At 55.4% G+C, this 22,831-nt stretch carries 28 protein-coding genes; 15 read left to right on the top strand and 13 right to left on the bottom strand.

Going from position 1 to position 22,831, the window contains the following annotated elements; genetic code table 11:
* Positions 1-255: 255 nt before the first annotated feature.
* The 4 genes from mnmL to mtgA all read left to right on the top strand — a co-directional run bounded on the left by mnmL (position 256) and on the right by mtgA (position 5,231).
* Positions 256-1,182, top strand: coding sequence for a tRNA modification radical SAM protein MnmL/YtqA (gene mnmL / locus BWI95_RS07450; RefSeq protein WP_054803021.1), 927 nt, complete (start codon positions 256-258; stop codon positions 1,180-1,182).
* A 100-nt stretch (positions 1,183-1,282) separates the two neighbouring features.
* On the top strand, positions 1,283-3,619 hold the full coding sequence (gene arcB / locus BWI95_RS07445; RefSeq protein WP_042715680.1) for an aerobic respiration two-component sensor histidine kinase ArcB: 2,337 nt from the start codon (positions 1,283-1,285) through the stop codon (positions 3,617-3,619).
* 230 nt (positions 3,620-3,849) lie between these two features.
* Positions 3,850-4,503 (top strand): isoprenoid biosynthesis glyoxalase ElbB, encoded by a 654-nt coding sequence (elbB, locus tag BWI95_RS07440; protein WP_054802967.1) that lies wholly within the window; start codon positions 3,850-3,852, stop codon positions 4,501-4,503.
* Positions 4,500-5,231, top strand: coding sequence for a monofunctional biosynthetic peptidoglycan transglycosylase (gene mtgA / locus BWI95_RS07435; protein WP_054802968.1), 732 nt, complete (start codon positions 4,500-4,502; stop codon positions 5,229-5,231). The genes elbB and mtgA overlap by 4 nt, the downstream gene beginning before the upstream one ends.
* Here mtgA and npr read toward each other — a convergent pair whose 3' ends face one another.
* The 11 genes from npr to BWI95_RS07380 form a co-directional block, all read right to left on the bottom strand.
* Positions 5,232-5,504 carry a PTS phosphocarrier protein NPr gene (gene npr, locus BWI95_RS07430; RefSeq protein WP_023481048.1) on the bottom strand — a complete coding sequence of 91 codons (273 nt, stop codon included), beginning with the start codon at positions 5,502-5,504 and terminating at the stop codon, positions 5,232-5,234. It lies immediately after the preceding gene.
* Positions 5,501-6,355, bottom strand: coding sequence for an RNase adapter RapZ (rapZ, locus tag BWI95_RS07425; RefSeq protein WP_023480906.1), 855 nt, complete (start codon positions 6,353-6,355; stop codon positions 5,501-5,503). Before rapZ ends, npr begins: the two co-directional genes overlap by 4 nt.
* A 45-nt stretch (positions 6,356-6,400) precedes the next feature.
* Complete coding sequence (gene ptsN, locus BWI95_RS07420) at positions 6,401-6,892, bottom strand: PTS IIA-like nitrogen regulatory protein PtsN (protein WP_023480947.1); 492 nt, start codon at positions 6,890-6,892, stop codon at positions 6,401-6,403.
* 80 nt (positions 6,893-6,972) lie between these two features.
* The gene (gene hpf / locus BWI95_RS07415) at positions 6,973-7,260 is read right to left on the bottom strand and encodes a ribosome hibernation promoting factor (protein WP_054802969.1); all 288 of its coding nucleotides are present in this window, start codon (positions 7,258-7,260) and stop codon (positions 6,973-6,975) included.
* A 22-nt stretch (positions 7,261-7,282) separates the two neighbouring features.
* Complete coding sequence (gene rpoN, locus BWI95_RS07410) at positions 7,283-8,716, bottom strand: RNA polymerase factor sigma-54 (protein WP_034813638.1); 1,434 nt, start codon at positions 8,714-8,716, stop codon at positions 7,283-7,285.
* A 48-nt stretch (positions 8,717-8,764) separates the two neighbouring features.
* On the bottom strand, positions 8,765-9,490 hold the full coding sequence (lptB, locus tag BWI95_RS07405; RefSeq protein WP_076769257.1) for an LPS export ABC transporter ATP-binding protein: 726 nt from the start codon (positions 9,488-9,490) through the stop codon (positions 8,765-8,767).
* A 6-nt stretch (positions 9,491-9,496) separates the two neighbouring features.
* A complete protein-coding gene (gene lptA, locus BWI95_RS07400) occupies positions 9,497-10,057 on the bottom strand; it encodes a lipopolysaccharide ABC transporter substrate-binding protein LptA (protein WP_042713870.1) in 561 nt (186 codons plus the stop codon).
* A complete protein-coding gene (gene lptC, locus BWI95_RS07395) occupies positions 10,026-10,601 on the bottom strand; it encodes an LPS export ABC transporter periplasmic protein LptC (protein WP_042713872.1) in 576 nt (191 codons plus the stop codon). Before lptC ends, lptA begins: the two co-directional genes overlap by 32 nt.
* Entirely contained in the window at positions 10,598-11,164 is a 567-nt protein-coding gene (gene kdsC / locus BWI95_RS07390; protein ID WP_076769256.1) for a 3-deoxy-manno-octulosonate-8-phosphatase KdsC, read from the bottom strand. The genes lptC and kdsC overlap by 4 nt, the downstream gene beginning before the upstream one ends.
* Positions 11,165-11,178: 14 nt before the next feature.
* Entirely contained in the window at positions 11,179-12,165 is a 987-nt protein-coding gene (kdsD, locus tag BWI95_RS07385; RefSeq protein WP_023481006.1) for an arabinose-5-phosphate isomerase KdsD, read from the bottom strand.
* 13 nt (positions 12,166-12,178) lie between these two features.
* Positions 12,179-13,153 carry a calcium/sodium antiporter gene (locus BWI95_RS07380; RefSeq protein WP_042713876.1) on the bottom strand — a complete coding sequence of 325 codons (975 nt, stop codon included), beginning with the start codon at positions 13,151-13,153 and terminating at the stop codon, positions 12,179-12,181.
* A gap of 230 nt (positions 13,154-13,383) precedes the next feature.
* On the opposite strand from BWI95_RS07380, the gene mlaF reads away from it, so the two are divergent.
* The 7 genes from mlaF (at position 13,384) to murA (ending at position 18,182) form a co-directional block, all read left to right on the top strand.
* The gene (gene mlaF, locus BWI95_RS07375) at positions 13,384-14,196 is read left to right on the top strand and encodes a phospholipid ABC transporter ATP-binding protein MlaF (RefSeq protein WP_054802970.1); all 813 of its coding nucleotides are present in this window, start codon (positions 13,384-13,386) and stop codon (positions 14,194-14,196) included.
* A 7-nt stretch (positions 14,197-14,203) separates the two neighbouring features.
* Complete coding sequence (gene mlaE / locus BWI95_RS07370) at positions 14,204-14,986, top strand: lipid asymmetry maintenance ABC transporter permease subunit MlaE (protein ID WP_054802971.1); 783 nt, start codon at positions 14,204-14,206, stop codon at positions 14,984-14,986.
* Between the two features lie 4 nt (positions 14,987-14,990).
* The gene (mlaD, locus tag BWI95_RS07365) at positions 14,991-15,542 is read left to right on the top strand and encodes an outer membrane lipid asymmetry maintenance protein MlaD (protein ID WP_023480973.1); all 552 of its coding nucleotides are present in this window, start codon (positions 14,991-14,993) and stop codon (positions 15,540-15,542) included.
* Positions 15,543-15,559: 17 nt separating this feature from the next.
* Positions 15,560-16,198, top strand: coding sequence for a phospholipid-binding protein MlaC (mlaC, locus tag BWI95_RS07360; protein WP_023481036.1), 639 nt, complete (start codon positions 15,560-15,562; stop codon positions 16,196-16,198).
* On the top strand, positions 16,195-16,488 hold the full coding sequence (mlaB, locus tag BWI95_RS07355) for a lipid asymmetry maintenance protein MlaB (RefSeq protein WP_042713885.1): 294 nt from the start codon (positions 16,195-16,197) through the stop codon (positions 16,486-16,488). Before mlaC ends, mlaB begins: the two co-directional genes overlap by 4 nt.
* Positions 16,489-16,614: 126 nt before the next feature.
* Positions 16,615-16,869, top strand: a complete 255-nt coding sequence (gene ibaG / locus BWI95_RS07350) for a BolA family iron metabolism protein IbaG (RefSeq protein WP_023480818.1) — start codon at positions 16,615-16,617, stop codon at positions 16,867-16,869.
* Positions 16,870-16,922: 53 nt separating this feature from the next.
* Complete coding sequence (gene murA, locus BWI95_RS07345) at positions 16,923-18,182, top strand: UDP-N-acetylglucosamine 1-carboxyvinyltransferase (RefSeq protein ID WP_054802972.1); 1,260 nt, start codon at positions 16,923-16,925, stop codon at positions 18,180-18,182.
* 55 nt (positions 18,183-18,237) lie between these two features.
* Here the strand turns inward: murA and sfsB are convergent, their stop codons facing one another.
* Together sfsB and ispB are read right to left on the bottom strand one after the other, a co-directional pair.
* A complete protein-coding gene (gene sfsB, locus BWI95_RS07340) occupies positions 18,238-18,513 on the bottom strand; it encodes a DNA-binding transcriptional regulator SfsB (RefSeq protein WP_023481038.1) in 276 nt (91 codons plus the stop codon).
* A gap of 213 nt (positions 18,514-18,726) precedes the next feature.
* A complete protein-coding gene (gene ispB / locus BWI95_RS07335) occupies positions 18,727-19,698 on the bottom strand; it encodes an octaprenyl diphosphate synthase (protein WP_023481026.1) in 972 nt (323 codons plus the stop codon).
* 260 nt (positions 19,699-19,958) lie between these two features.
* On the opposite strand from ispB, the gene rplU reads away from it, so the two are divergent.
* The 4 genes from rplU (at position 19,959) to cgtA (ending at position 22,800) form a co-directional block, all read left to right on the top strand.
* Positions 19,959-20,270, top strand: a complete 312-nt coding sequence (gene rplU, locus BWI95_RS07330) for a 50S ribosomal protein L21 (RefSeq protein WP_003025032.1) — start codon at positions 19,959-19,961, stop codon at positions 20,268-20,270.
* Between the two features lie 19 nt (positions 20,271-20,289).
* Entirely contained in the window at positions 20,290-20,547 is a 258-nt protein-coding gene (rpmA, locus tag BWI95_RS07325) for a 50S ribosomal protein L27 (RefSeq protein WP_017457338.1), read from the top strand.
* Between the two features lie 93 nt (positions 20,548-20,640).
* Complete coding sequence (locus BWI95_RS07320) at positions 20,641-21,606, top strand: DMT family transporter (RefSeq protein WP_023480720.1); 966 nt, start codon at positions 20,641-20,643, stop codon at positions 21,604-21,606.
* Positions 21,607-21,621: 15 nt separating this feature from the next.
* Positions 21,622-22,800, top strand: a complete 1,179-nt coding sequence (gene cgtA, locus BWI95_RS07315) for an Obg family GTPase CgtA (RefSeq protein ID WP_042716908.1) — start codon at positions 21,622-21,624, stop codon at positions 22,798-22,800.
* The last annotated feature ends 31 nt before the right edge of the window (positions 22,801-22,831 follow it).

The raw sequence follows: 22,831 nt of genomic DNA, 5'->3' as shown, positions 1-22,831 counted from the left end.
CTTTTATTAGCAGATTATTATCCTGCTTGTGTGGCTGGCGCCGCATAATCCCACTGTTTTTGAGATGGAGACCTATTTCTGCAAATTTACCTTTCAGCATAAGGAAAAGTAATTACCCTGAGGGTGAATGAAATGGCGGTTATGTTGACTGATTATGCAATGGATAAAGCCTTCCCGGGCGATTGATCCAGGTCATCGCCGATGAAAGCTAATAGTGGCAGGCTACGCCCTTTGATTTGGGCGGCCTTTCAGATTATGCAGTTACAGAAATTAGTCAATATGTTTGGTGGGGATCTTGCCCGACGCTATGGCGAAAAAGTTCATAAGCTGACCCTGCACGGCGGCTTTAGCTGCCCAAACCGCGATGGCACGCTGGGCCGCGGCGGCTGTACTTTCTGCAACGTCGCCTCTTTTGCCGATGAGGCGCAGCAGTACCGCTCAATTGCGGTGCAGCTTGCCGAGCAGGCGCAGTGCGTTAACCGCGCCCGGCGCTATCTCGCCTATTTTCAGGCCTATACCAGCACCTGGGCGGAAGTGCAGGTGCTGCGCGAGATGTATCAGCAGGCGCTGAGCCAGGCCAATATGGTTGGGTTGTGTGTCGGAACGCGTCCCGACTGTGTGCCGGACGCGGTGCTGGATCTGCTGTGTGAATACCGCCAGCAGGGCTTTGAGGTGTGGCTGGAGCTGGGGTTACAAACCGCGCACGATAAAACCCTGCACCGCATCAATCGCGGCCACGATTTCGCCTGCTATCAAAACACCACGCGGCTCGCCCGCGAACGCGGCCTGAAGGTCTGTACGCATCTGATTGCTGGCCTGCCGGGCGAGCGGCTGCCGGATTGCATGGCGACGCTTGAGCGCGTGGTGGAGACCGGCGTCGACGGCATCAAGCTCCACCCACTGCATATTGTGAAAGGCAGCATTATGGCAAAGGCCTGGGAAGCGGGGCGCCTTAACGCCATCGGGCTTGAGGAGTACACCGCCATTGCGGGCGAGATGATCCGCCACACGCCGCCGGAGATAATCTACCACCGCGTTTCTGCAAGCGCCCGTCGTCCTACCCTGCTGGCGCCGCTTTGGTGCGAAAACCGCTGGACCGGCATGGTCGAAATTAATACCTACCTTAATGCACACGGCGGCCAGGGATCGGCGCTCGGTCGCTGCTGGACGCCGCCTGCCTGAACCTGGGTCAACCACACATTATTGCCGCATTTTTCGCACAAGCTTCAACGCCTTGCTCAGAATTGAGTATTATTGAGCGGACTTGTTTAAGGAAAACGCTATGAAGCAAATCCGTTTACTGGCGCAATATTACGTCGACCTGATGATGAAGCTGGGTCTGGTGCGCTTTTCCATGCTGTTGGCGCTGGCGCTGGTGGTGCTGGCCATTGTGGTGCAAATGGCGGTCACGATGGTGTTGCAGGGGCAGGTTGAGCGTATTGACGTGATCCGCTCTATCTTCTTTGGTCTGCTGATCACCCCCTGGGCGGTCTACTTCTTATCGGTAGTGGTTGAGCAACTGGAGGAGTCACGCCAGCGCTTATCGCGACTGGTAGAGAAGCTGGAAGAGATGCGCGAGCGCGATCTTAAGCTCAACGTGAAGCTTAAAGACAACATCATGCAGCTTAACCAGGAGATCAGCGATCGCGAAAAAGCCGAAGCGGAGCGACAGGCAACGTTTGAGCGGCTGAAGATTGAGATGCAGGAGCGCGAGCAGACGCAGATCCAGCTTGAACAGCAATCTTCTTTTCTGCGCTCTTTCCTGGATGCCTCCCCCGATCTGGTCTTCTATCGTAATGAAGATAAAGAGTTTTCTGGCTGCAACCGCGCTATGGAACTGCTCACTGGCAAAAGCGAAAAGCAGCTGATTCACCTCAAGCCGCAGGATGTCTACTCGCCGGAAGCGGCACAAAAAGTGATTGAAACCGACGAGAAAGTGTTTCGTCACAATGTCTCGCTCACCTATGAGCAGTGGCTCGATTACCCCGACGGGCGCAAAGCCTGCTTCGAAATCCGCAAAGTTCCCTATTATGACCGCGTCGGTAAACGCCACGGGCTGATGGGCTTCGGGCGCGATATTACCGAGCGTAAGCGCTATCAGGACGCGCTGGAGCGTGCCAGCCGGGACAAGACCACCTTTATCTCTACCATCAGCCACGAACTGCGTACGCCGCTTAACGGCATCGTCGGTTTAAGCCGCATCCTGCTGGATACCGACCTGGCACCTGAACAGGAAAAATACCTCAAAACGATCCATGTCTCTGCGGTGACGCTGGGAAATATCTTCAACGATATCATCGATATGGATAAGATGGAGCGGCGCAAAGTGCAGCTCGATAACCAGCCGCTCGACTTCACCAGTTTCCTGGCGGATCTGGAGAACCTCTCCGGGCTGCAGGCGCATCAAAAAGGGCTGCGCTTCGAGCTGGAGCCGACGCTGCCGCTGCCACACCAGGTGATCACCGACGGCACCCGCTTGCGGCAGATCCTCTGGAACCTGATCAGCAACGCGGTGAAATTTACCCGCGAAGGGCAGGTGACGGTGCGTGTGCGCTATGACGAAGGTGAGATCCTCCACTTCGAAGTGCAGGACTCCGGGATCGGTATTCCGCGCGATGAGCAGGACAAAATCTTCGCCATGTATTATCAGGTGAAAGATAGCCACGGCGGCAAACCGGCCACCGGTACCGGCATCGGGCTTGCGGTCTCGCGCCGTCTGGCGAAAAGCATGGGCGGCGATATCACCGTCAGCAGCCAGCCCGGCAGCGGCTCGCTCTTTACGTTGACCGTCCATGCCCCTGCGGTGGCGGAGGAGGTTGACGACGCTTTCGAAGAGGATGAGATGCCTTTACCGGCGCTACATGTGCTGCTGGTAGAAGATATCGAACTCAACGTGATTGTCGCGCGCTCGGTGCTGGAGAAACTTGGTAACAGCGTCGATGTGGCGATGACCGGCGGTGAGGCGCTGGAGATGTTTGCGCCGGGCGAATATGACCTGGTGCTGCTCGATATTCAGCTGCCGGATATGACCGGGCTGGATATTTCGCGCGCGCTCACCAGCCGCTATTCGCGCGACGAACTGCCGCCGCTGGTGGCGCTGACCGCAAACGTGCTGAAAGATAAGCAGGAGTATCTGGATGCCGGCATGGATGATGTTTTAAGCAAACCGCTGGCAGTGCCGGCATTAACGGCAATGATCAAAAAGTTTTGGGACGCCGGAGATGAGGAGGAGGAACAGGTGGCAACGATAGACAACGACAAAGCGCAAACTCTGCTGGATACCGCCATGCTTGAGCAGTATCTCGAACTGGTTGGGCCGAAGCTGATTACCGATGGGCTGGCGGTGTTTGAGAAGATGATGCCAGGTTATCTGAGCGTGCTGGAGTCGAACCTTACCGCGCGCGACCAGAAAGGGATTGTCGAAGAGGGGCACAAAATTAAGGGCGCTGCCGGATCCGTCGGCCTGCGCCATCTGCAGCAGTTAGGCCAGCAGATCCAGTCTCCGGATCTTCCCGCCTGGTGGGATAATGTCGGCGAATGGGTGGAAGAGATGAAGCAGGAGTGGCGCAATGATGTCGCCGTGCTCAAAGCCTGGGTGGCAGACGCTGCAAAAAAATGACCCCGGATTAACCGGGGTGCGCGAATACTGCGCCAACACCAGGGAAACCGTGGCTGCGCCGTAATTTTTGGTTTTAATTGCAAGGGCGCAGTCTATTAAAATTCGACCACACGCACATAAGATAGCAAATCTTAAATGATTTGTTACAGCAATCAGTGAAATGTGTGAAGCAAGGCTTCCTTATCAAAATTTTTAGTTATTGACCGCAATTCGCAGAAAGGATGTTTGGCATGAAAAGAGTCGGCGTTGTTCTTAGTGGGTCTGGTGTGTATGACGGTTCCGAGATCCACGAAGCGGTAATTACCCTGCTGGCGCTTGCCCGCAACGGCGCAGAGGCCGTCTGTTTTGCACCAGATAAAGCGCAAAGTGATGTCATCAATCATCTCACCGGCGAAAGCATGGCGGAAAGCCGCAACGTGCTGGTTGAGGCCGCCCGCATTACGCGGGGTAAGATCGCGCCACTGGCGCAGGCATCAGTAAACGATCTGGATGCGCTGATTGTCCCCGGCGGCTTTGGCGCGGCGAAAAACCTCAGCAGTTTTGCCAGCCTCGGCGGCGACTGCGAAGTGGATAGTGATCTGAAAACCCTCGCGCTGGCGATGCACGAGGCTGGAAAACCGCTCGGTTTTATGTGCATTGCGCCGGCGACGCTACCGAAGATTTTCGACTTCCCGCTGCGTCTCACCATCGGAACCGATGTCGACACTGCCGAAGTTTTGGAAGAGATGGGCGCTGAGCACGTGCCGTGTCCGGTGGACGATATTGTTGTCGATGAAGAGAACAAAGTGGTGACCACACCGGCTTATATGCTGGCGGAAGATATTGCCCAGGCGGCAACAGGAATTGAGAAGCTGGTGACGCGCGTGCTGGTATTGTGCGAATGAAGCGAGGCGGAGGCGGTAAGCTGAAGGCCGCGCTAAAACGCCTTCTTCTGCGTGTTCTGTTAGTGCTGGTGGCCTTCTGGGGCGGCGGTATTCTGCTGTTCAGCTTCTTACCCGTGCCGTTTTCCGCAGTGATGGTCGAGCGGCAACTGAGCGCGTGGCTGACGGGGGATTTTAGCTATGTCGCCCACTCGGACTGGGTCAGCATGGATGAGATCTCACCGTGGATGGCGCTGGCGGTGGTTGCCGCTGAAGATCAGCGCTTTCCCGATCACTGGGGATTAGATGTAGAAGCCATCGAAAAAGCGCTCTCACATAATGAAAAGCATGAGAACCGCATTCGCGGCGCCTCGACACTGTCGCAACAGACGGTGAAAAACCTCTTTTTGTGGGACGGTAAAAGCTGGCTGCGAAAAGGGCTGGAGGCGGGGCTGACGGTAACAACGGAAGCGGTATGGACGAAACGGCGCATCCTGACGGTCTACCTGAATATTGCGGAGTTTGGTGACGGCATATTTGGTGTGGAAGAGGCGTCGCAGCGCTATTTTCATAAACCCGCGAGCCGGCTGACGATGTCGGAAGCCGCGCTGCTGGCGGCGGTGCTGCCGAACCCGATTCGTTATAAAGCGGCAGCGCCTTCAGGTTATGTGCGTAACCGTCAGGCGTGGATCATGCGCCAGATGCAACAGCTGGGTGGCGAAGGCTTTTTGCAGAGTAACAACCTGCACTGATTACTCTTCGTCGAACCCGGCGATAAACAGCGCCACCACCGCGGCCAGCGCTTCCTCTTCCTGAGGGCCGCTGGCTTCGACTTCAATCTGTCGGCCTTTGGCGGAATCCAGCATCAGCAGAGCGATCACGCTGCTGGCTTCCGCTTCGGTTCCCTCTTCATTACGCAACAGCACTTCCGCGTCAAAGCCCTGCACCAGTTCAAACAGTTTCATCGCCGGGCGCGCGTGCATGCCCAGCTTATTGGTGATCTCAACGGTTTGTTTTACGGTCATGTTTTGCGTTTTTCCAGCGTACGGTGACGGGACTGCACGTTTTTGCCGCGCGAGCGGAAGTAGTCCGCCAGCTGTTCGGCGATATAAACAGAGCGGTGTTTACCCCCGGTACAGCCGATGGCAACCGTCAGGTAGCTACGGTTGTTGGTCTCCAGCATCGGCAACCACAGTTCGAGGTAACTGCGCGTCTGGTAGATGAAGTTATGCACTTCGGTGTGCCTGTCGAGGAATGCGGCGACGGGCTTATCAAGGCCGGTCATCGGACGCAGCTTCGGATCCCAGTGCGGGTTCGGCAGGAAGCGTACGTCAAAGACGTAATCGGCATCGATTGGAATGCCGTGCTTGAAGCCAAAGGATTCGAAGACCATGGTCAGTTCGCGCTCGCGTTTGCCCAGCAGGCGCGTGCGCAGCATCTCTGCCAGCTCATGCACCGACATCTCTGAGGTATCAACAATCAGATCGGCACGCGAACGCAGCGGCTCAAGCAGATTGCTCTCTTCATCGATGGCGCTCTCCAGCGACAGGTTTTTGCTTGAGAGCGGGTGCAGGCGGCGCGTGTCGCTGTAGCGGCGGATCAGGGTGTTGCGATCCGCATCTAAAAAGAGCAGCTGCGGCGAAAACGCCTCCGGCAGGTTGCTCATCGCCTGCTCAAAGATCTCCGGCGACTCCGGCATGTTGCGCACATCGATACTGACGGCGGCAGAGATCTGGCGATCGGCGAGGGTTTGCGCCAGTTCCGGCAACAGCACAACCGGCAGGTTATCAACACAGTAGAAACCCATATCTTCCAGTGCGCGTAGCGCCACGGATTTCCCTGAACCCGAACGACCACTGACGATCATCAGGACCATGGGTCATTTCTCCTCAGAACGACTGACAAGTATAGTCTTACCCGGTTACGCATCGCCGCGCTCGCCTTCTGTCTGCGTGATGATCTCATAGAGCTCTTCATCACTCTGCGCGCCGCGCAGGCGTCGACAAATGGTTTTATCTGCCAGCCGCTTGGCGACCAGTGAAAGGGTGTGCAGATGCGTTTTGGTTTGATCTGCCGGCACCAGCAGGGCAAAGAGCAGATCGACGGGTTGATTATCGATAGCGTCGAAGGCAATCGGCGTTTCGAGTTGTACAAACACGCCGACGGCGCGCAGTGTATCTTCCTCGAGCTTGCCGTGGGGAATGGCGATACCGTTACCAATGCCGGTACTGCCCATTTTTTCACGCGTAAGAACCGCTTCGAAGACCACCTGCGGCGGCAGACCTAACTGTTTCGCCGCCAGCTCGCTGATAATTTCCAGCGCGCGTTTTTTACTCTGGCAGTGAACGCCGCTACGGGTACATTCCTGGTTAAGCACTGTGCTCAGTTGAAGAGCCGAATCGTTATTCATCATAATTTCACCTAAGCGACGCCGGAGCCAGCACCCAACCGGGTTGCGGTCGGGTGCAACGCGCCAGACGGACGCCCGGACAATTAGTGTTGTTTCAGTTTATCTTTATGCTTCGTGAGCTGCCGCGCCAGTTTATCAATTAAACCGTCAATAGCAGCATACATATCTTGTCCTTCCGCACTGGCATGCAGTTCGCCTCCATTCACATGCAGCGTGGCATCTGAAATGTGCGTCACCTTTTCCACTTTCAACACAACATAAACCTGATTAATCCTGTCGAAATAGTGCTCCAGCTTGGCGAATTTGCTGTTTAAAAACTCGCGCAGGGCATCGGTAATCTCAACGTTTTGTCCGGTGATGTTTAGCTGCATAGTGTCTTCCTTATCGGTTGGGTCACACCAGCTGTTTACGCTGGTTAGACGGCGGAATGGATAAAGATTCTCGATACTTCGCAACGGTTCGCCGCGCGACCATGATTCCCTGATTGGAAAGCAGCGTCGTCAGCTTACTGTCGCTCAGCGGTTTTGCAGGGTTTTCAGCGGCGATCAACTTCTTCACCAGTGCGCGGATGGCCGTGGAGGAGGCTTCGCCGCCGCCTTCGGTATTCACATGGCTAGAGAAGAAATACTTCAGTTCAAAAATGCCGCGAGGACTGTGCAGGTACTTCTGGGTCGTAACACGAGAGATAGTGGACTCGTGCATCTCGACGGCCTGGGCGATATCCGCCAGCACCATCGGTTTCATAAATTCTTCGCCCTGCTCAAAGAACGCCTGCTGCTGCTCGACGATGCAGCGGCTGACGCGCAGCAGCGTGTCATTGCGGCTCTCCAGGCTTTTGATCAACCACTTCGCTTCCTGCAAATTACTGCGAATGAACTGCGTGTCGGCGTCGTTACGCCCGCCGCTGCCCATCGCTGCATACTGCTGGTTGATCTTAAGACGTGGAATGCTGTCGGCGTTAAGCTCTACCGTCCAGCGCCCGTTGTGTTTGCGCACCAGCACATCGGGGATCACATACTCCGGCTCGCTGGTCTGGATCGACTGCCCGGGACGCGGATCGAGGGACTGGATCAGATTGACCGCCTCTTTCAGCACATCCTCTTTCAGGCGCGTCACGCGCATCAGCGAGCGGAAGTCATGATTGGCCAGCAGATCGAGATGATCGCAGATAATAAGCCGGGCCTCTTCACACCACGGTGTCGCTTTGGCGAACTGAGAGAGCTGAACCAGCAGGCAGTCGCGCAGATCGCGCGCCGCAACGCCAACGGGATCAAAACGCTGAACGCGCTTTAGCACCGCTTCGACTTCATCCATGCCGATCTCGTCGTTCCCCATGCTCTCGAGGATCTCCTCAAGCGTCACGGTGAGATAGCCAGTTTCGTCCACGGCATCAACGATCGAGGTCGCAATGGCGCGATCCGTATCGGAGAAGGGGGTCAGCTCTACCTGCCACATCAGGTAATCCTGTAGCGACTGGGTGGTTTCACCCTGGTAGATCGGCAGTTCATCATCAATGTAATCGTTACTGCTGCCTGACGGCGTGCCGGCGGTGTAGATCTCATCCCAGCTGGCATCCAGCGGCAGTTCGTCAGGCATCTCTTTCTGTTCGAGTGCATCCGCGGTGTCCAGGCCATCTTTTTCCTGAACCTGTTCGCTATCCACTTCTTCGTGAAGATCGGTTTGTTCCAGCAGTGGGTTGCTCTCCAGCGCCTGCTGAAGTTCCTGCTGAAGTTCCAACGTGGACAACTGCAAAAGGCGAATGGCCTGTTGCAGTTGCGGCGTCATGGCTAGCTGTTGGCTAAGCCGTAGTTGCAAACCTTGCTTCATATTCAGAGCAGCACTCTCCGACAAAAAATGTCAATAAACCTTACCCTATCAGAGTCTGAAGTCTTCCCCAAGATATACGCGCTTAACATGTTCGTCTTCAAGGATTTGCTGCGGCGTGCCGTGGGCGATGAGATGCCCCTGGCTGACAATATAGGCGCGCTCACATACGGCCAGCGTTTCGCGCACGTTATGGTCGGTAATCAGCACCCCAAGCCCGCTGTCACGCAGATGCTCGATAATGCGTTTGATGTCGATAACCGAGATTGGGTCAACGCCCGCAAAGGGTTCATCGAGCAGGATAAATTTCGGGTTTGCCGCCAGCGCGCGGGCAATCTCGACGCGGCGACGTTCACCGCCGGAGAGCGCCTGGCCCATGCTGTCGCGCAGGTGATCGATATGGAACTCTTCCATCAGCTCGTTGGCGCGATCTTCACGCTGTTCCGTGGTGAGATCGTCACGAATCTGCAGCACTGCCATCAGGTTGTCATAGACGCTGAGGCGACGGAAGATCGAGGCTTCCTGCGGTAAATAGCCGATGCCGCGACGCGCGCGCGCATGCAGCGGCAGCAGGCTGATATCTTCATCATCAATAATGATGTTGCCGGCATCGCGCGCAACAATCCCGACCACCATATAGAAGGTGGTGGTTTTCCCTGCGCCGTTAGGGCCAAGCAAGCCGACGATTTCACCGGAGTTAACGGTCAGACTGACGTCTTCGACCACGCGACGGCCTTTATAAGCCTTGGCGAGATTCTTTGCAGTTAATGTTGCCATAACGGATTAGTTACTCTTCTTTTGCGCCGGGGCCGGGGCGGATTTGTTGCTCTTGTCCTGTAACTGCGACGGTACCAGCACAGTAGTTACGCGCTTACCTTTGTCGCTGAACGCCTGCATCTTCTGCTCTTTCACCAGGTAGGTGATTTTGTCACCAGCAATATTGCTGTCCAACTGCTCGAGATAGGCGTTGCCGGTCAGGATGACGAAATCTTTTTCCAGTTCGTAGTGCATCTGCGAGGCGTGGCCTTTAACCGGCTTGCCGTTGTCCTGCATCTGGTAGAAGGTGGCCGGATTGCCGTAACCGTCGATGATCTCTCTGCCTTGCTGGCCGCCCGGACGGGTGACCACCACCTTATCGGCGTTGATCTTAATCGTCCCCTGCGTCACGACGACATTGCCGGTGAAGGTGACAACATTCCCCTGCATATCCAGCGACTGCTGATCGGAGTCGATGTGGATCGGCTGGTCGGTATCCCCGGTCACAGCGAGCGCCGGAAGCGCGGCAGCGAAGAGCGTACTCGCCAGGAGAAGATTAAGGCTGCGTTTGTTTGTTTTGAATTTCATAGGAGCTTCTAACCTTTTCAATCAGCTCGGCGTTTTTGCTGCGTAAATTGCCGCGCATTTTCAGGCCGGTGGAATTAAATGTTGTTCCGTATAACGTAACCTGATCGTCTGAGAAAACATCCTGGGTGACCAGGTTGATCCGGGCGTTATCCGTGGTGATTCTGCGTAATTGTGCGTCCGCAGTCAGCGCGTTAACTTCGACATGTCCATAGAGGTAAAGCATTTTGTCGTCGGTGAGCTTTGCTTTATCCGACTTGATAGACCAGGTCGGAACTTTGTTCTCATCGAAGGTGGTTAACACCGGTTTGGCAAACCAGCTAACGCTATCGGCGGAGTAGTACTCCACATTCTGCGCGATCAGACGATAGTTCAGCGCGCCTTCCGGGCTGTAAACGACAGTATCCGTATGTTGGCTTTTATAAGTCGGATCTGAATTGTTCGCTGCGCTCTGTTCCGGCGCATCCTGAGTGGTGAAGTTAATACCAATCAGAACCAGTGCGACCAGCGCCAGCAGAATAATGACCCAACGTCTGGTTTTACTCATATTGATTGCCCTTTGGCTTCATCCAGCTTGCCCTGTGCCAGCAGCAGTAAGTCACACACTTCACGCACCGCGCCGCGACCGCCGTTAATCCGCGTCACGTAATCGGCGCGCGCGCTGAGCAGCGGGTGCGCATCTGCAACGGCCACGCTCAGGCCAATCTCCGCCATCACCGGCCAGTCGATCAAATCGTCGCCGATATAGGCGACCTGATCCGCCGTCAAATCGAGGCGGGCAAGTAGTTCACGATAGGCGATCATTTTGTCTGATTGCCCCTGGTAGAGATGGATGATGCCCAGCGTTTCGCAGCGATCTTCTACCAGTTTAGCGTTACGCCCGGTAATGATCGCCATCTCGATACCGGAGGTGAGGCCGCTGCGAATGCCATAACCGTCGCGAACATTGAACGCTTTTAGCTCTTCACCATTATTGCCCATATAGATGAGCCCGTCGGACAGCACGCCATCCACATCGAGGATCAGCAGGCGAATCTTCGCGGCTTTCTCCATGACTTGCGTGCTTACCGGCCCATAGCAGGTAGCAAGCGACGCGCCAGCATTACTCATTCTTGTGTCCTTCTTTACACCACGCCCGCGCGCAGTAAGTCATGCATATGTAACACACCCAGTAACTGCTCACCATCGGCAACCAGTACGCAGGTAATGTGACGGGATTGCATCAGGTTAAGGGCATCGACTGCCAGCGTATTGGGCCGCACGCGCACACCGCCTGGCGTCATCACATCGGCGATGCCAAGGCTGCGCACATCGGCGCCCATATCAAACACGCGACGCAGGTCACCATCGGTAAAGATACCTTCGATCTTCATCAGATCGTCGCAGATCACCGTCATACCTAAATTCTTACGCGTGATCTCCAGTAACGCATCACGCAGGCTGGCTTCTTTGCTGACGTGTGGGATCTCATCCCCGGTGTGCATGATGTCATTCACACGTAGCAGCAGTTTGCGGCCCAGCGCGCCGCCCGGATGGGAGAGGGCAAAATCTTCGGCGGTAAAGCCGCGCGCTTTCAGCAGCGCCACGGCCAGCGCATCGCCCATTACCAGCGCTGCGGTGGTGCTGGAGGTCGGTGCCAGCCCCAGCGGGCAGGCCTCTTTCGGCACTTTTACGCATAAATGGATATCCGCCGCGCGTGCCATGCTGCTCTCAGGGCGGCTGGTCATGCAAATCAGCGCGACCTTGAGGCGCTTGAGCACCGGGATGAGCGCGAGGATCTCGTTGGACTCACCGGAGTTCGACAGCGCAATCACCACATCCTGCGGGCTGACCATACCCAGGTCGCCGTGCGCGGCTTCGCCGGGGTGGACGAAAAAGGCGGGCGTGCCGGTGCTGGCGAAGGTTGCCGCCATTTTCCGGCCGATATGGCCCGATTTGCCCATGCCCATCACCACGACTTTGCCAGCACAATAAGCGATGCTTTCGCATGCGCGGGTGAAATCTTCATTAATGTACTGATCCAGCTGTGCGAGGCCTTCACGTTCAATCGCCAGAACTTCTTTGCCGGCTTGTTGAAAGTCAAAACCCGGCTGCAAATCTATTTGCGACATAGTGCGTATCCGATTATCCCGTCAAAAGCGGCGACAGCCAGTAGAGCATCGCCAGCCATATGATAAACCCACCGAACAACAGCCCCCCGACAGCACGACTGATCTGCTTGCGTCGCCAGCAGATCAGCGCGAAAAGGGCGCTGACCAGCACCATTACCCCGTAATCGCGCGTGAACGCCATCGGGTTAAAGCTGCCTGGCGCAATCAGTGCCGGCAAGCCAAGCACGATCGCGATATTAAAAATGTTGGAGCCGATAAGGTTGCCGATGGCGATATCGTCTTCCCCTTTGCGCGCGCCCGCGATGGCGGTGGCAAGCTCAGGAAGGCCGGTACCGATGGCGATAACCGTCAGGCCGATAGTCAGTTCGCTGATGGCAAAGAAGTTCGCCACCACCGTGGCGTTATCCACCACCATGCGTGTCGCCATCGGCATGATAATCAGCGCGACGCCCAGCCAGAGGCAGGCAACCGACACACTTCCCTCGCGCGGCAGCTCGGCCAGCTGCTCTCGCGTCAGGCTATCATTACCCTGGCGTTCGGCCAGACGGGCGATTTTAACAATGAACACCAGCCATAGCACGGCTAATAACAGTAAAAAGATGCCGTCTATGGGCGTAAGCCGCCCATCATACAGTACGACGCCCGCCAGCAGGCTAGCTACTAAGGTTAACGGCAATTCACGGCGCAGAATATCGGAATGCACGGTAAAAGGGTGTAACAGCGCGGCAACGCCGAGGATCAGCAGGATATTGGTGATGTTCGATCCGATGGCGGTGCCGATAGCGAGATCGAGCTGGCCATGCAGTGAGGCAGCGACAGAGGTGATGATTTCCGGCAGCGAGGTGCCAATACTGACCACCGTCATGCCAATAATTAATGGCGGAATACCAAGAGCGCGGCAAAGAATGGAGGCGGCAAACACCAGACGATCGGCACTGTAGACCACAAGAAGTAAACCAATTATCAATAGCGCCGTCGCTAAGAGCATCTAACGTCCTTTCTTCAGGTATAATTTCGCCGTTTCGCAGGCCGCTATACCGGGTTAAAACCGGAACTTCCGCGTAGCGTAATGATTCCTAATTTTGACTTTATGCGGCTCAAAAGTAAAACAAATGCCAGCTTTCGCTAACCTGGGCGGGTAATATTCTGTAAAAATGCTGGGTTCGTGATGATATCAAGCGTAATGCTTGCAGCCCACAGGGTGATAAGGAAGAGGAAATGAGCCAGACAGTGGCGAATTTGGTCGATGTTCGCGGCGTCAGCTTCTCCCGAGGCAGCCGCCCGATCTTCGACAATATTTCACTGACCGTGCCGCGCGGGAAAATCACCGCCATTATGGGGCCGTCAGGGATCGGTAAAACCACCTTACTGCGCCTGATTGGCGGGCAGATCCCGCCCGATAGCGGCGAAATCTTATTTGATGGCGAAAACGTGCCGGCAATGTCGCGTTCGCGCCTCTTCACCGTGCGCAAAAGAATGAGCATGCTCTTTCAGTCCGGCGCACTCTTCACTGATATGAATGTGTTCGATAACGTCGCCTATCCGCTGCGCGAACATACCACTTTGCCACCGGCGCTATTGCACAGCACGGTGATGATGAAGCTCGAAGCGGTCGGGCTGCGCGGTGCGGCAAAATTGATGCCCTCCGAGCTCTCTGGCGGTATGGCGCGGCGTGCGGCGCTGGCGCGCGCGATTGCGCTGGAACCGGATCTGATCATGTTTGATGAGCCTTTCGTTGGCCAGGATCCCATAACCATGGGGGTGCTGGTGAAGCTTATCTCTGAGCTGAATAACGCGCTGGGCGTCACCTGTATCGTTGTTTCCCATGATGTGCCGGAGGTGTTGAGCATCGCGGATTACGCCTATATTGTGGCGGACCGGAAAATTGTCGCCCACGGCAGCGCGCAGGGGCTGCAGGATAATAGCGATCCTCGCGTCCGTCAGTTCCTTGATGGCATCGCCGACGGGCCGGTTCCGTTCCGCTATCCTGCTGGTGATTACCAGCGCGATCTTTTAGAAACAGGGAGTTAATACACTCATGCTGTTAAATGCACTGGCTGCGCTTGGCCATCGTGGGATCAAAACGATCGCGACGTTCGGGCGTGCCGGGTTAATGCTGTTCAACGCCCTGGTTGGCAAGCCGGAGTTTCGCAAACACGCGCCGCTGCTGATCCGCCAGCTCTATAACGTCGGTGTGCTGTCGATGGTCATTATCCTCGTCTCCGGCGTCTTTATCGGCATGGTGCTGGGATTGCAGGGCTACCTGGTGCTGACGACTTACAGCGCGGAGACGAGCCTCGGCATGCTGGTGGCGCTATCGTTGCTACGCGAATTAGGCCCGGTAGTTGCCGCGCTGCTGTTTGCCGGACGCGCAGGCTCGGCGCTCACCGCAGAGATTGGCTTGATGCGCGCCACCGAGCAGCTCTCCAGCCTCGAGATGATGGCGGTCGATCCTTTACGTCGGGTCATTTCGCCGCGTTTCTGGGCGGGCGTCATCTCTCTGCCGCTGCTGACGGTTATGTTTATTGCCGTTGGCATCTGGGGCGGCTCGCTGGTGGGCGTTAACTGGAAAGGGATCGACAGTGGTTTCTTCTGGACTGCGATGCAGAACGCCGTCGACCTGCGAATGGACCTGGTTAACTGTCTGATTAAAAGCGTGGTCTTTGCCATCACCGTGACCTGGATTGCGCTGTTTAACGGTTACGATGCGATCCCGACTTCGGCCGGGATCAGCCGCGCGACAACACGCACCGTTGTGCACTCTTCGCTGGCCGTTCTCGGTCTGGATTTTGTGCTCACCGCATTGATGTTTGGGAATTGAGTTCATGCAAACGAAAAAAAGTGAAATTTGGGTCGGCCTGTTTCTTCTGCTGGCGTTACTGGCGGGGCTCTTTATCTGCCTGAAAGCGGCAGATGTCGCCTCGATGCGTACAGAACCGACGTACCGCGTTTATGCCACCTTTGACAATATCGGCGGCCTGAAAGCCAATTCGCCGGTGCGTATCGGCGGGGTGGTGATTGGGCGCGTATCGGATATCTCTCTCGACCCGAAAACTTATCTGCCGCGCGTGACGCTGGATATCGAAGAGCGTTACAACCAGATCCCGGATACCAGCTCGCTGGCGATCCGCACATCAGGCCTGCTGGGCGAACAATATCTGGCGTTAAACGTCGGGTTTGACGATCCCGAGATGGGAACATCTATGCTTAAGGAAGGCAGCACGATTCAGGACACCAAGTCCGCGATGGTGCTGGAAGATCTCATTGGTCAGTTCCTTTACAACAGTAAAGGTGGCGACAATAAGAATTCAGGCGATGCGGCGGCGCAAAATGAAGGGAATACTCAACCTGCGCCGTCTGCGGATCAGACGCATTAACGAGGAGAAGTGACGCAATGTTTAAACGTCTCATGATGGTTGCTCTGCTGGTCGTTGCACCGTTGAGCTCGGCTTTGGCTGTTGATCAAAGCAACCCTTACACCGCAATGCAGGGGGCGGCGAAACAGACTTTCGATCGCCTCAAAAATGAACAACCGAAAATCCGCGCGAACCCGGATTACCTGCGCGAGGTGGTCGATCAGGAGCTGCTGCCCTACGTCCAGGTGAAATATGCCGGCGCGTTGGTGCTGGGCCGTTATTACAAAGAAGCGACCCCTGCGCAGCGTGATGCCTACTTCAAGGCGTTCCGCGAATATCTGAAACAGGCATACGGTCAGGCGCTGGCGCTCTATCATGGCCAGACTTACCAGATCGCCCCGGAACAGCCGCTGGGCGATGCCACTATCGTGCCGATTCGCGTCACCATCGTCGATCCGAATGGTCGTCCGCCGGTACGCCTCGATTTCCAGTGGCGTAAAAATAGCCAGACCGGCAACTGGCAGGCTTATGACATGATCGCCGAAGGCGTAAGCATGATCACCACCAAACAGAATGAGTGGAGCGATCTGCTGCGTACTAAAGGTATCGATGGCCTGACCGCTGAGCTGCAGTCTATCTCCCGCCAGAAAATTACCCTGGACGAGAAGAAGCAATGACCCAGCAGCTAAGCTGGTCGCGTGACGGTGAACGCCTGGTGTTGCTGGGCGAGCTGGATCAGGATGTGTTAAATCCTTTATGGGATGCGCGCGCAGAGGCGATGAAAGGGGTAACCACCATCGATCTACAGGGCGTAACACGGGTTGATACCGCAGGCGTCGCGCTGCTGGTTCATCTGGTTGAACTCGGTAAAAAGCAGGGCACGGATGTGACGCTTCTGGGCGTAAGTGAGAATGTGAGCACCCTTGCGGCGCTCTATAACTTGCCGCAAAGTGCCTTGCCACGCTAATTTTTTCAATACGTTACTATTTAAAGCCCCGTCCAGAGAGTGGATGGGGCTTTTTGCTTATTTAAGACCGTCGCACTTTCCTCTAAGATGTGTGACTGTTTTCACTTTTAGATGATATTTACGCCCATGGAAAATCATGAAATCCAGACCGTGCTGATGGAAGCACTCTCTCTCCAGGAAGCCCACGTCACTGGCGATGGCAGCCATTTTCAGGTTGTCGCTGTGGGTGAAGTTTTTGACGGCATGAGCCGGGTCAAGAAGCAGCAAACCATCTATGGCCCGCTGATGGAGTACATCGCGGATAACCGCATTCATGCCCTGTCGATCAAAGCGTATACGCCGCAAGAATGGGCGCGCGATCGCAAACTTAACGGCTTTTGAGCGCTGGCGGTATGACCCGCCGCGCGTGTGAATTCTTAACAGAGATCAGATAAATGGATAAGTTTCGTGTACAGGGGCCAACGCGTCTCCAGGGCGAAGTGACAATTTCAGGTGCCAAAAACGCCGCACTGCCGATTCTTTTCGCCGCGCTGCTGGCTGAAGAGCCGGTCGAAATCCGCAACGTGCCGAAACTGAAAGATATCGACACGACCATCAAGCTGCTGAGCCAGCTCGGCACCAAAATTGAGCGTAATGGCTCGGTATGGATCGATGCCAGCAAGGTGAACGTCTTCTGTGCGCCGTACGACCTGGTGAAAACCATGCGCGCTTCGATTTGGGCGCTGGGTCCGCTGGTTGCCCGTTTCGGCCAGGGGCAGGTTTCACTCCCGGGCGGTTGCGCGATTGGCGCGCGTCCGGTCGATCTGCATATCACCGGTCTTGAGCAACTGGGCGCGGAGATTAAGCTGGAAGAGGGCTACGTTAAAGCCTCTGTCGATGGTCGCCTGAAGGGCGCGCACATTGTGATGGACAAAGTGAGCGTTGGCGCGACGGTGACAATTATGTCCGCTGCGACGCTGGCTGAAGGCACCACCATTATCGAAAACGCCGCGCGCGAGCCGGAAATTGTCGATACCGCCAACTTCCTCAATACGCTCGGTGCCAAAATTACCGGCATGGGCACTGACCGCATCACCATCGAGGGCGTTGAGCGCCTCGGCGGCGGCGTTTATCGCGTGCTGCCGGACCGCATCGAAACCGGGACCTTCCTGGTGGCAGCCGCTATCTCCGGTGGAAAAATTGTTTGCCGCAATGCCCAGCCGGATACGCTGGATGCCGTGCTGGCTAAACTGCGTGACGCGGGTGCTGATATTGAACTGGGCGAAGACTGGATTAGCCTCGATATGCACGGTAAACGTCCGAAAGCCGTTAACGTGCGTACCGCGCCGCATCCGGGCTTCCCGACAGATATGCAGGCGCAGTTCACGCTGCTGAACCTGGTGGCCGAAGGTACCGGTGTGATCACTGAAACCATCTTCGAGAACCGCTTCATGCACATCCCTGAGCTGATTCGTATGGGTGCTCATGCAGAGATTGAGAGCAACACCGCGATTTGCCACGGCGTAGAAACGCTCTCCGGCGCGCAGGTGATGGCGACCGATCTGCGTGCATCGGCGAGCCTCGTGCTGGCTGGCTGTATTGCGGAAGGGACGACCTATGTCGATCGCATCTACCACATCGATCGTGGTTATGAGCGTATCGAAGATAAGCTCAGCGCGCTGGGCGCGAAGATTGAGCGTGTGAAGGGCGAATAACCTCTACACCGTTAAAAAAGGGAGCGAAAGCTCCCTTTTTTTATCTGCGACATTTTTACGCTTCACTACGTTTTTTCCTGATGAATTTGGTTTTATCAAGAAACGCGTGCGTGATGGGATCGTGGTAACGCGAAGGCCATATAACCCAGGGATCGGTATCCAGCGCCCGGGCAATAATCAACTCTCCCTTCGGCCAGGGTCGGGTCAGTGCATTGGCGAGGGTGGAGGAACTCAAGCCATTTTTTCGAGATTCAGCCGCCAGCGACGTACCCTTTTTTCGCAGCCCGGCAATAATATCGGCTTGATGCCAGTCGGTATATTTCGTTTCCATAACATCTCCCTGATGAGAATCGGTTTCAACCATTGTTCGCCAACAACGCAGATCACTATACGCATATGGGAATATTTGTTCTAAAAAGTTCAGGTCGATTATTATGTTTTCAGATTATGCCAAGGCTTTCGCAGCAAGGATTCGGCGCCTGAAAAAGGATGTTATAAGAGCTTATTGGAACTTTCCCGCGATAAATCGCGGGAAACAGAGAGATTAACGATCGCGCTGAACGGCGATGTGGGCAAGCGCAATGAGCGCATCGCGCCACTCAGAGTGCGGGAGAACCTGCAGCGCGGCGATGGCTTTATCCGCCTCTTCTTCAGCACGGCGGCGCGTCCACTCCAGCGACCCGCACTGCGCCATTGCTTCCAGAACCGGTTCCAGAAGATGGCGTCCGCTTCCCTGTTCAATCGCTTCGCGGATCATTTGCGCCTGCTCAGGGGTACCGTTATGCATCGCATGCAGCAGCGGCAGCGTCGGTTTGCCTTCGTTAAGGTCATCGCCGGTATTTTTACCCAGCGTTTCGCCATCGGCGCTGTAATCGAGCAGATCGTCAATCAGCTGGAATGCAGTGCCCAGGTAGCGGCCGTAATCCTGCAGCCCCTTCTCCTGTGCCTCTGAACAGCCCGCCAGTAAACCAGAACACTGGGCGGCCGCTTCGAACAGGCGCGCGGTTTTGCTGTAAATCACGCGCATGTAGTTCTCTTCGGTAATGTTCGGGTCGTTGACGTTCATCAATTGCAGCACTTCGCCTTCTGCAATCACGTTCACCGCTTCTGACATCACCTCTAGCACCTTCAGCGAGCCGAGACTGGTCATCATCTGGAATGCACGGGTATAGATAAAATCCCCGACCAGTACGCTGGCGGCATTACCAAAGGCGGCGTTCGCCGTTGCCTTGCCGCGGCGCATATCTGATTCATCCACAACGTCGTCGTGGAGGAGGGTTGCTGTGTGGATAAATTCGATTAATGCAGCGATGGTGACATGCGCGTTGCCTTCATAGCCAACTGCGCGCGCCGCCAGTACAGCGATCATCGGACGTATGCGTTTGCCGCCGCCGCTTACGATGTAATAACCCAACTGGTTGATTAATTTCACATCCGAGTTGAGTTGTTGCAGAATCGTCGCGTTCACACCCGCCATATCTTGCGCGGTTAACTCATTGATTTTTTCTAAATTCATCGCAAAAGCCGGGCTTTCAGTCCTGTTTACCACATATCAAAAGTGGGATAACAAAGGGTTACGGGTTTGAATAGTATTGTCGATTGTACTGAAAAAACGCGCCAGATAAACGTTACCTTACACGTTGTGTTTTTTTTCTGCGAGGAGTGACGATCACACTTGTCAACGGCTCGCAATTTGCGTAATATTCGCGCCCTATTGTGAATATTTATAGCGCCCTCTGAATTAATCAGGATAGGTGCGCGGAAGCGGAGTTTTATATGTACGCGGTTTTCCAAAGTGGTGGTAAACAACACCGAGTAAGCGAAGGTCAGACCGTTCGCCTGGAAAAGCTGGACATCGCAACTGGTGAATCTGTTGAATTCGCTGAAGTTCTGATGATCGCAAACGGTGAAGAAGTCAAAATCGGCGTTCCTTTCGTTGATGGCGGCGTAATCAAAGCTGAAGTTGTTGCTCATGGTCGTGGCGAGAAAGTTAAAATCGTTAAGTTTCGTCGTCGTAAACACTACCGTAAGCAGCAGGGCCATCGTCAGTGGTTCACTGATGTGAAAATTACTGGCATCAGCGCCTAAGACCTGAGGAGAGATTTAAATGGCACATAAAAAGGCTGGCGGCTCAACTCGTAACGGTCGCGATTCAGAAGCTAAACGTCTGGGCGTAAAACGCTTCGGCGGTGAAGCAGTTCTGGCAGGTAGCATCATCGTTCGTCAACGTGGTACTAAATTCCACGCTGGTTCCAACGTAGGTTGCGGCCGTGACCACACTCTGTTCGCTTTGACTGACGGTAAAGTTAAGTTCGAAGTTAAAGGCCCGAAAAACCGTAAATTCATCAGCATCGTTGCTGAATAAGTTTTTCGCGTCCCGGTAACGGAAGAAAGCCCCGCAACACGTTGCGGGGCTTTTTACATTAGAAGCCCGGCAAAATTCGGGCAGGGAAGAAGCATGAAACAGCAGGCGGGCATCGGTATTCTCCTGGCGCTGACAACAGCGATGTGCTGGGGAGCGTTGCCGATTGCAATGAAGCAGGTGCTGGAAGTGATGGAGCCGCCAACGGTGGTCTTCTATCGCTTTTTAATGGCGGGCATTGGTCTCGGTCTGATCCTGACCTGGAAACGAAAACTGCCGCCACTGCGTATTTTCCGCAAGCCTCGCTGGCTGCTGCTGCTGGCAATTGCCACCGGCGGGTTGTTTGGCAACTTCATATTGTTCAGCTCTTCTCTGCAGTATGTCAGCCCGACCGCGTCGCAGGTGATCGGCCAGCTCTCGCCCGTCGGTATGATGGTCGCCAGCGTCTTTATCCTCAAAGAGAAGATGCGTATCACGCAGGTGATTGGCGCGCTGATGCTGATAAGCGGTCTGGTGATGTTTTTTAACACCAGCCTGATTGAGATCTTCACCCGGCTAACGGATTACACCTGGGGCGTTATCTTCGGCGTCGGTGCGGCGACGGTGTGGGTGAGCTACGGCGTGGCGCAAAAAGTCCTTCTGCGTCGTCTGGCCTCCCAGCAGATCCTCTTTTTGCTGTACACTTTATGTACGCTTGCGCTGCTGCCACTGGCGAAACCCGCCGTGGTGTTCCAGCTGAGTGACTGGCAACTGGCCTGTCTGGTTTTTTGCGGGCTCAACACGCTGGTTGGCTACGGCGCGCTGGCGGAAGCGATGGCGCGCTGGCAGGCGGCGCAGGTAAGCGCGTTAATTACCTTAACGCCGCTGTTTACACTGTTTTTCTCAGATTTGTTATCAATGGCCTGGCCCGATGTTTTCGCCAGACCGATGTTAAACCTTGTCGGTTATCTCGGTGCGTTTGTCGTGGTTGCGGGCGCGATGTTTTCCGCTATTGGCCATCGTCTTTTGGGACGCAGGCGTAGTCGTGAAGTGGTCGTCACTGTGCCCCGCTCAGGCGAATGAGTTACGGAGAGTAAAATGAAGTTTGTAGATGAAGCTACGATTCTGGTCGTAGCGGGTGATGGCGGTAACGGCTGCGTAAGCTTCCGCCGCGAAAAGTATATCCCGAAAGGCGGCCCTGATGGCGGCGACGGTGGCGACGGTGGTGATGTCTGGCTGGAAGCGGACGAGAACCTGAATACCCTGATTGACTACCGTTTTGAAAAGTCCTTCCGTGCAGAACGTGGGCAGAACGGCCAGAGCCGTGATTGCACCGGCAAACGCGGGAAAGATATTACGGTGAAAGTGCCGGTTGGTACGCGTGTGATCGACCAAGGCACCGGCGAAACCATGGGCGATATGACCAAACATGGTCAGCGTCTGATGGTCGCGAAAGGCGGCTGGCACGGTCTCGGCAACACCCGTTTCAAATCCTCGGTAAACCGTACTCCGCGTCAGAAAACGATGGGTACGCCGGGCGATAAGCGCGATCTGCAGCTGGAGCTGATGCTGCTGGCAGATGTCGGGATGCTGGGGATGCCGAATGCCGGTAAATCCACCTTTATCCGCGCGGTCTCCGCAGCGAAACCAAAAGTGGCGGATTATCCGTTTACCACGCTGGTCCCGAGCCTGGGCGTTGTTCGTATGGACAATGAGAAGAGCTTCGTGGTTGCCGATATTCCGGGGCTGATTGAGGGTGCGGCTGATGGCGCAGGCCTCGGTATCCGCTTCCTGAAACACCTTGAGCGCTGCCGCGTGCTGCTGCACCTCATCGACCTCGATCCGATCGACGGTTCCGATCCGGCAGAAAACGCCCGTATCATCGTCGGCGAGCTGGAAAAATACAGCGAGAAGCTGGCTGCCAAGCCGCGCTGGCTGGTATTTAACAAGATCGACCTGATGGATAAAGAGGAAGCAGAAGCGAAAGCGAAAGCGATCGCCGAAGCGCTGGGCTGGGAAGATAAGTTCTACCTGATCTCTGCTGCCAGCCAGCAGGGCGTCAAAGACCTGTGCTGGGACGTGATGACCTTTATCATCGAAAACCCGATTGCGCAGGCGCAGGAAGAGCAGCAGCCGGAGAAAGTCGAGTTCATGTGGGATGATTATCATCGCCAGCAGCTCGAAGAGGCCGAAGCGACAGAAGAAGATGACGAAGAGTGGGATGACGACTGGGACGAAGACGACGAAGAGGGTGTCGAGTTCATCTACAAACGTTAATCTCAGCTTCCTCCCCGCTCAGGCGGGGAGA

It is taken from the genome of Kosakonia cowanii JCM 10956 = DSM 18146, assembly GCF_001975225.1.
Classification (GTDB): domain Bacteria; phylum Pseudomonadota; class Gammaproteobacteria; order Enterobacterales; family Enterobacteriaceae; genus Kosakonia; species Kosakonia cowanii.
This window is presented reverse-complemented; position numbering and strand designations above follow the sequence as displayed.